This window comes from Bacillus sp. BPN334 (genome assembly GCF_008368885.1).
In the GTDB taxonomy this organism is placed as follows: Bacteria; Bacillota; Bacilli; order Bacillales; family Bacillaceae_G; genus Bacillus_A; species Bacillus_A wiedmannii.
Genome location: NZ_QOZW01000017.1, coordinates 37559 through 44055, shown reverse-complemented (window position 1 = coordinate 44055; position 6497 = coordinate 37559). Strand labels below are relative to the sequence as shown.

Here is a 6497-nt window from a genome sequence, read left to right as displayed (position 1 = left end):
AGTGCCAAGTGGAGGAAGTCCAGCATCAGCCGACATCGTAACCGTGACACATAGCAGCCCAATTATTCCTTATGAAAGTGATAAAGAAGTGGCAGCAAGTAGAAATCAAGAAACACGGACATTAGGACAATATACAACGGATAAAGTTAAAAATACTACATCATCGGTGAAACAAAAGGTAAGAGGAGTGCAAGAACGGATTCATAATTCTGAAACGGTACAGAATACAAAGCGTTTTTATCAGATGGGTCAAAATACAGGTAAAAGTTGGAGAGATATCGTGAGCAAAAATAAAAATGATACAGATAAAAAATAAGCGTAATCGTACGCTTATTTTTTATTGTCGAAAAGGAGGGAATCCCGATGAGAAGCTATCGGATTCCGAAGGAAATCAGTACAGAATTAAGGATTAATAAAGTGCTTTATTTAATAGATTTCTTTTTATTAATTGGTTTATTGGTTGTAACGATGATTCTTAGGAATTTCGTACATGATTCCTTTCAGTTACCATTTGTTATTTTCATGGCAGCTATTGCAATTATTATGATTTGGCGACCAAGTACGAATCCTCAAAAACGAATGTATGAAGTTTTGATTATTACACTGTTAAGAAGGAAAGGTGCATATTGCGCCATTGATAACGATCAATAAGGGAGGGATCACATATGGCGTTATTCAGCGAAAAAGATGTGGAGAAAGAAGAGCCAAAACAACTAGAAGTGCCGAAGAAAACAGCATTTCGATTTAACGAAAAAAATGTAAAAGAATCACTTTCTGAACCAAAAGAAATTGTGAAGGTGGTACCCAACAAAAAGAAAGAAGAAAAACCAAAGGTAGAACCAAAAGTAGAACCAAAAGTAAAAAAACAGAAGAAAGAAAAGCCAAAAAAAGATGTTTCGAAAAAGAAAAATACAAAACTGTTAGGTTTTTTATCTAGAAAAAAGAAAGAAGCGCCACCAAAGGTAAAGAAAAGTATTGCGGAAATTATGCAAATCGTAGATATGACGGAGGATGGCATATTTGAGTTGAAAAATGAGGAGTTTTTAGAAATTCTTCAAGTGGAAGGTGACGATATGTTCTCTAAGAATAGCGACGAACAAGCATTTGTCATTTTTTCACATGCTTATTTTTATCAAGCCTACAAACAGTCCATTAAACTTGTTTTTTTAAACTTCCCATGTCAAACAACTGAACAACAACGATATATGGAGAAGAAAATTAAAGAATGTACCAGTCCTTTGTATGAACGAATTTTAAATCAAAAGTTAAAAGAACTTCAGTTTTTAGAATGGGGCAGAACCAATCGGGAAGCCTTCTTATTTATTTACGGAGAAACAGAATTAATCGTAAAAGAACGTGTAGATGCAGCAAAACGATATATCAAACGCTCTACTGAACTATTAGAGGTGGATGAAGAGAAAAAGTTAGAGCTTATGTTTAAGTTGTTTAATCAAAATGCAAAATTAGGAACGAAAAATATATGGTAGTAAGGGGGAAACAATATGTTTGCGTTCAAAAGTAAAAAATCCAAAAAAGAAAAACAAGAGGAACTAAAAAAGAAGAAAGGTTATAACCCTTTTTTAGTGGCTAGGGTTCAGCCACAAGGGGGAATCAGCTTTAAAGAAAACTACGTGCAAACAGGTGAGGGATTAGGTACTTGCATTCATGTCTATGATTATCCAACAGAAGTAAATGATTTTTGGTTAGAGCAAATTATGAATATGCCAAATGTGATCACAACATTAGATGTAATGAGTGATGATCGAAAAGAAGTCGTTGAATCTATTAATAAATCCATGAGTGAACAAAGTGTTCGGCATGATACAGCAAAGGATAATATAGATCGGATTGATGCAAAAAATGAATTTTTAGAGCTGGAAGCTCTCTATACGGATTTGAAACAAGGTGAGGTCATGAAACGTATTCATATCCGTATCTATGTTTCCGCTAGAACGTTAGATGAGTTAGAAAAACAGGTAAAAGAAATCATGGAAACATTAGAATCTTATAACTTTCGAGGAGCTGTCTTTTTAAATGAACAAGAGTATGAATGGGATGCACTCGTAACGAGCTTTGATACACAAAAAAATTATGTGAACCGAAGAAAAGGAAAAGAAATTCCGGCAGTCAGTTTAGCTGGTGGGTGTCCATTTCACTATTCTTATTTGAACGATCCATACGGTACGTATTATGGAACAACGAAAACAAAAGGAAATGTTATTTTTGATATTTTTCATAAAGACAAACAAAGAAAGAGTTATAACGGTGTAATGGTTGGAAAGCCTGGTGCTGGAAAATCCACCTTACTAAAAAAGAAAGCTGTGGATTATGCAAGTAAGGGACATTTTATCCGTATTTTTGATATTGTAGGTGAATTTGAGGAAACAGTACGTGACTTGAATGGAAAAACAATTGCATTAGATGGATCGCAAGGTCAAATTAACCCACTTCAAGTGTATAAGACAGCAGAAAGTGAGGAAGTTAGTTTCATTCAGCATTTATCCAAAGTGACAACTTTTTATCGCTTTATTGCACCAGAAGCAAAAGATGATGAAATTAAAGAGTATGAAAATTTGCTTCGAAAATTATATATTCGTATGGGATTATGGAATGATAAAAAGGGAGTAACAAATGAAATTACAACAAGAAAACCGAAAGAATACCCTATCTTCTCTGATTTTTTAAATTTTGTTCGTAACGAATTATATCAAGATGTAGAAAGTAAAAAACACCATGAAAATTTAGGAGACAGTAGAATCCATCGTTTAGAATTAATTGAATTAAATCTTATGAACCTAGTAGAAGTGTATGCACAATTATTCGATGGACATTCTACAATTGAAGATTTCAAGAAAGAACAAGTTGTATCTTTTTCCTTACGGAATATATCCAGTTCTAAACCAGAAGTGTTTCAGGCGCAAATCTTTAATGTGTTAAATCTTCTTTGGGATGAAATGATTTCAAATGGTGCTCCTCAATTAAGAGCCTTTAACAAAAAGCAAATTGCTTTTGAAGATGTCATTCGATATTTCATTATTATTGACGAAGCACATCATATTATCAACACGCGAAAAGAGAGTGCTCACGCTTTACAATTTTTAATTAAATTTAGCCGAGAAGACCGAAAATATTTTGCTGGTCTTTTATATGCAAGTCACACGATTCGAGATTTTGTACCGGAAGGATCTTCACAAGAAATGATTGATGAAATTAAAAAGCTATTTGAACTTACACAGTACAAATTTATCATGCAACAAGATAATAACAGTTTAGACATGTTACGAAAAGTATTTGCAGGACAGTTAAGTGAAAGTGAGATTGCAGCCATTCCACATTTGCCAACAGGGGATGTCATTTTAAGTATTGGGGCTGTAAAAAACATTCATTTTCATGTAGAAGTAACAGACGAAGAATTGATGTTATTCGGGGGAGGTGCTTAATACCATGCATCTAGTTTTAAAGATTATACCAAGGAAATGGCTCATCACTTTAGCTCTAATTGTGATGGGTCTTTTTTCTTTTCTTTTACTTGGAGTTATGAGTATTTTTATTGCGGCAATGGGTGGAGAGAGTGGAACGGACGCAGACGCAGGCGATATTACGTATACAGGTGAAGGGCAAGTCATGAATGTTTCACCCGAAGTTTTAAAATGGGAACCTACGATTCGGAAGCATGCGAAAGCCTTTGGCGTAGAACCGTTTGTCGCTTTAATGCTTGCACAAATGATGCAGGAAAGCGGAGGGCGTGGCAGCGATCCGATGCAATCATCAGAGGGTGCTTTTAATACGAAATATTGTAAATCACCAAACTGTATTACAGATCCAGATTACAGTATTTGGGCTGGTGTACAGGAGTTTAAACATGCGATAGAAAGAGCCGGAGTAACGAGTCCAGGGGACATGGATCATATCAAAACAGCACTTCAAGCTTACAATTTTGGAACAGGATTTTTTGATTTTGTTGGTGCAAATGGTGGCAAGTATACGAAAGAATTAGCAATCAAATTTTCACAACAACAGTATCAAAAAGTGAAGCATACAGGAATGTACCATTGTTTAAGACCAGAAGCCGTTCCATTTGACGCGTGTTATGGCGATATATTGTACGTTGACGCAGTTTTAAAGTATTATCAGCCGGGTTCTGTTGTTTCTGGTGGAGGAGGAAATCCAGGAAGTGGAGGAAGTAGTGGTTCAAAAGTTGCCGATGTAGGTCGCCAATGGATAGGGCGTTCTACGTATGTATTTGGTGGAGGACGTAACACAAATGACATTGCAAGAGGAATTTTTGATTGTTCAAGTTTTGTACGCTGGGCATTCGAACAAGTAGGGATGTATACCAGTCCGATAGGAGCTGTAAGTACGGAAACATTAAATAAAATCGGTACAAAAGTATCAGCAAATGATATGAAACCAGGTGACGTTATTTTCTTTGATACCTACAAACATGACGGACACGTTGGCATTGTAATTGATAAAAATACTTTCATTGGATGCCAAACAAATAAAGGGGTTGCCATTGAAGATTTAAATAATCCGTATTGGCAAAAAGTCTTTTCTGGTCATGTAAGGCGATTCTAAAAAAATAGGAGTGTGAAAAAATGTTGTCGTTAAATAGATCAAAAGTATATCTGTTAGTAGTGGTTATGGTTGTCAATTTAGTATTAGGTTTTGTGAGTGGCAATATTAACTATGGGCTTGATTTAATCGTTTCGGTTCCGTTGTTAGCACTTACGGTATTTATTGCAGTTAATGATGAAATTTTAGAGGAAGCTACAAAAGGGAAAATGACCACATTATTTAAAAAGAAGACAGAACTAATGCTATTAATCTTGTTATGTCTTCTTTGTTTTTGTACAGGTATTTTAATTTATAGAATCATGTAAAGGAGGAATGGATATGCAAGATAAACGAAAATTTATGTTTATTGTGTTTGTCATTTTAGTTGTAGGTGTGACAGCTTTTAATATCTATTTGAGCAAAAAATCAATGAGTGATGGAAAGGAAAAACAGTTAAAACTTTCAAATGAATTACTAACAAAACAAAATGAAGACTTAAAAAAACGACTTGATAAGGTGCTTCCATCAGCACAAGAACAACAGAGAAGAGCGTACTTATCGACAGCCGAAACGTTTATTCAATTATCATTTCATCGAGAAAAAGAAGGCTACAATGAGCGGAAAGAAAAAGCAAAATCCATTATGAGTGAAGAACTATTACAACAATTTTATCCAACTGATAAATACGAATTAGGAGATACGTATAAAACGAAACCAATAGAAATGAAGTTTTATTTACAAGAAAATGAACCCGATAAAGAGGAGGTACATGTGTTAGCTGAATTTATAAATGTCACGACAGATTCAACGCAAAATCGAGAAGAAAAAGTAAACAATGTGTTGCGAATCATCATAAAAAAAGAAAAGGAAACATGGCGAGTTACGAGTGTAGAAGAACTCAATATGAAAGTTTTATAACGAAAAAGGTGGGGTGAGAGTGTGATAGGTGCAATTGGTAGGAAGAGTGAAAGAATCAATCTAAGAAAAAATAAGTCGTGGATATACTTAACGATTATCAGCTTTCTATTTTTGGGTTTTTTCGCTTTCTTGACATCTAAAATTTACATGCCAAACGATGAAAAACTATTCCATACAGAGACAAATAAAGTAATTAAGTTGTCGGGTATGGGGAAATTGATTGTAGAACAAAGGGAATACAATCCACACAAAAACTTTATACAAATTCGCTTTCGAATAGAAGGGTATGAGGAAACAGGATTTACGTTTAAAGCACAAGAAAAAGCAAAGTCTGGTGTTCAATTACCTGTCAAAGTGTTGTATGAAGAGAACGGAAATTATGTGGTGGAAGTAAAAGAGTTATCTCCGAATTGGGGAGCGTTAGCTTTCGATATTTACAATAAAAACGGTGAAAAAGAACAAATGGATATTCGTAAATTCACGCAAGATGTTAACGAATATGAAGAAGAAAATGCATCAACAAAAAGTCCGAATAAATTAGTTCAGACGATTTTTACCGATCAAAGAAAAACAAAAGCAAATGATGAATTGTTAGCTGAAGATAAAAAAACATATGAGCTAGATTTTATAGAAAGAGACAAAAAAGATATAGAAACAAAGATCAAAAATTATGGGAAAGCAATCAAACTGGAAGAAGAAAATGCGAAGACAGTTTATGAGAAAGTAAAAGAACTAAAAGATGAAATGAAGTACCAAACCGAAGCGGAAAAAACGGAAACGCAATCGAAAATAGCATCCTTAGAATCTAAAATAAAATCATCAGAAAAGAACGTTGAATTGTTTAAAGGAGAACAAAAAATTGCACGAGATAAGATCAAAAAGCTAGAAGAAAAAGCACAGGAAGTTAATAAAAAGTGAAAAAAAATATAGGGACGTGATGGAGACATTGAGGCGAAAAGAGGGGACGTGAAGGGGACATTTAGAAAAAATAACGGGACGTGGTGGAGACATTAATAATAAAG

7 protein-coding genes and 1 pseudogene are annotated in these 6497 nt (G+C 34.4%); all 8 read left to right on the top strand.

Features of this window, described 5'->3' with window-relative positions; translation table 11 throughout:
• A pseudogene (locus tag DN393_RS24670) lies at window positions 1-316 on the top strand (hypothetical protein); the annotation flags it as partial.
• A 47-nt stretch (window positions 317-363) separates the two neighbouring features.
• On the top strand, window positions 364-651 hold the full coding sequence (locus tag DN393_RS24665) for a DUF5592 family protein (RefSeq protein ID WP_002130425.1): 288 nt from the start codon (window positions 364-366) through the stop codon (window positions 649-651).
• 14 nt (window positions 652-665) lie between these two features.
• A complete protein-coding gene (locus tag DN393_RS24660) occupies window positions 666-1487 on the top strand; it encodes a hypothetical protein (protein WP_149174045.1) in 822 nt (273 codons plus the stop codon).
• Between the two features lie 15 nt (window positions 1488-1502).
• The gene (locus DN393_RS24655; RefSeq protein ID WP_149174044.1) at window positions 1503-3440 is read left to right on the top strand and encodes a VirB4 family type IV secretion system protein; all 1938 of its coding nucleotides are present in this window, start codon (window positions 1503-1505) and stop codon (window positions 3438-3440) included.
• Between the two features lie 4 nt (window positions 3441-3444).
• A complete protein-coding gene (locus DN393_RS24650) occupies window positions 3445-4578 on the top strand; it encodes a bifunctional lytic transglycosylase/C40 family peptidase (protein ID WP_149174043.1) in 1134 nt (377 codons plus the stop codon).
• A gap of 65 nt (window positions 4579-4643) precedes the next feature.
• The gene (locus tag DN393_RS24645; RefSeq protein WP_179958538.1) at window positions 4644-4883 is read left to right on the top strand and encodes a hypothetical protein; all 240 of its coding nucleotides are present in this window, start codon (window positions 4644-4646) and stop codon (window positions 4881-4883) included.
• 13 nt (window positions 4884-4896) lie between these two features.
• On the top strand, window positions 4897-5475 hold the full coding sequence (locus tag DN393_RS24640) for a MerR family transcriptional regulator (protein ID WP_149174041.1): 579 nt from the start codon (window positions 4897-4899) through the stop codon (window positions 5473-5475).
• A gap of 21 nt (window positions 5476-5496) precedes the next feature.
• A complete protein-coding gene (locus DN393_RS24635) occupies window positions 5497-6393 on the top strand; it encodes a hypothetical protein (RefSeq protein ID WP_149174040.1) in 897 nt (298 codons plus the stop codon).
• Window positions 6394-6497: the final 104 nt, after the last annotated feature.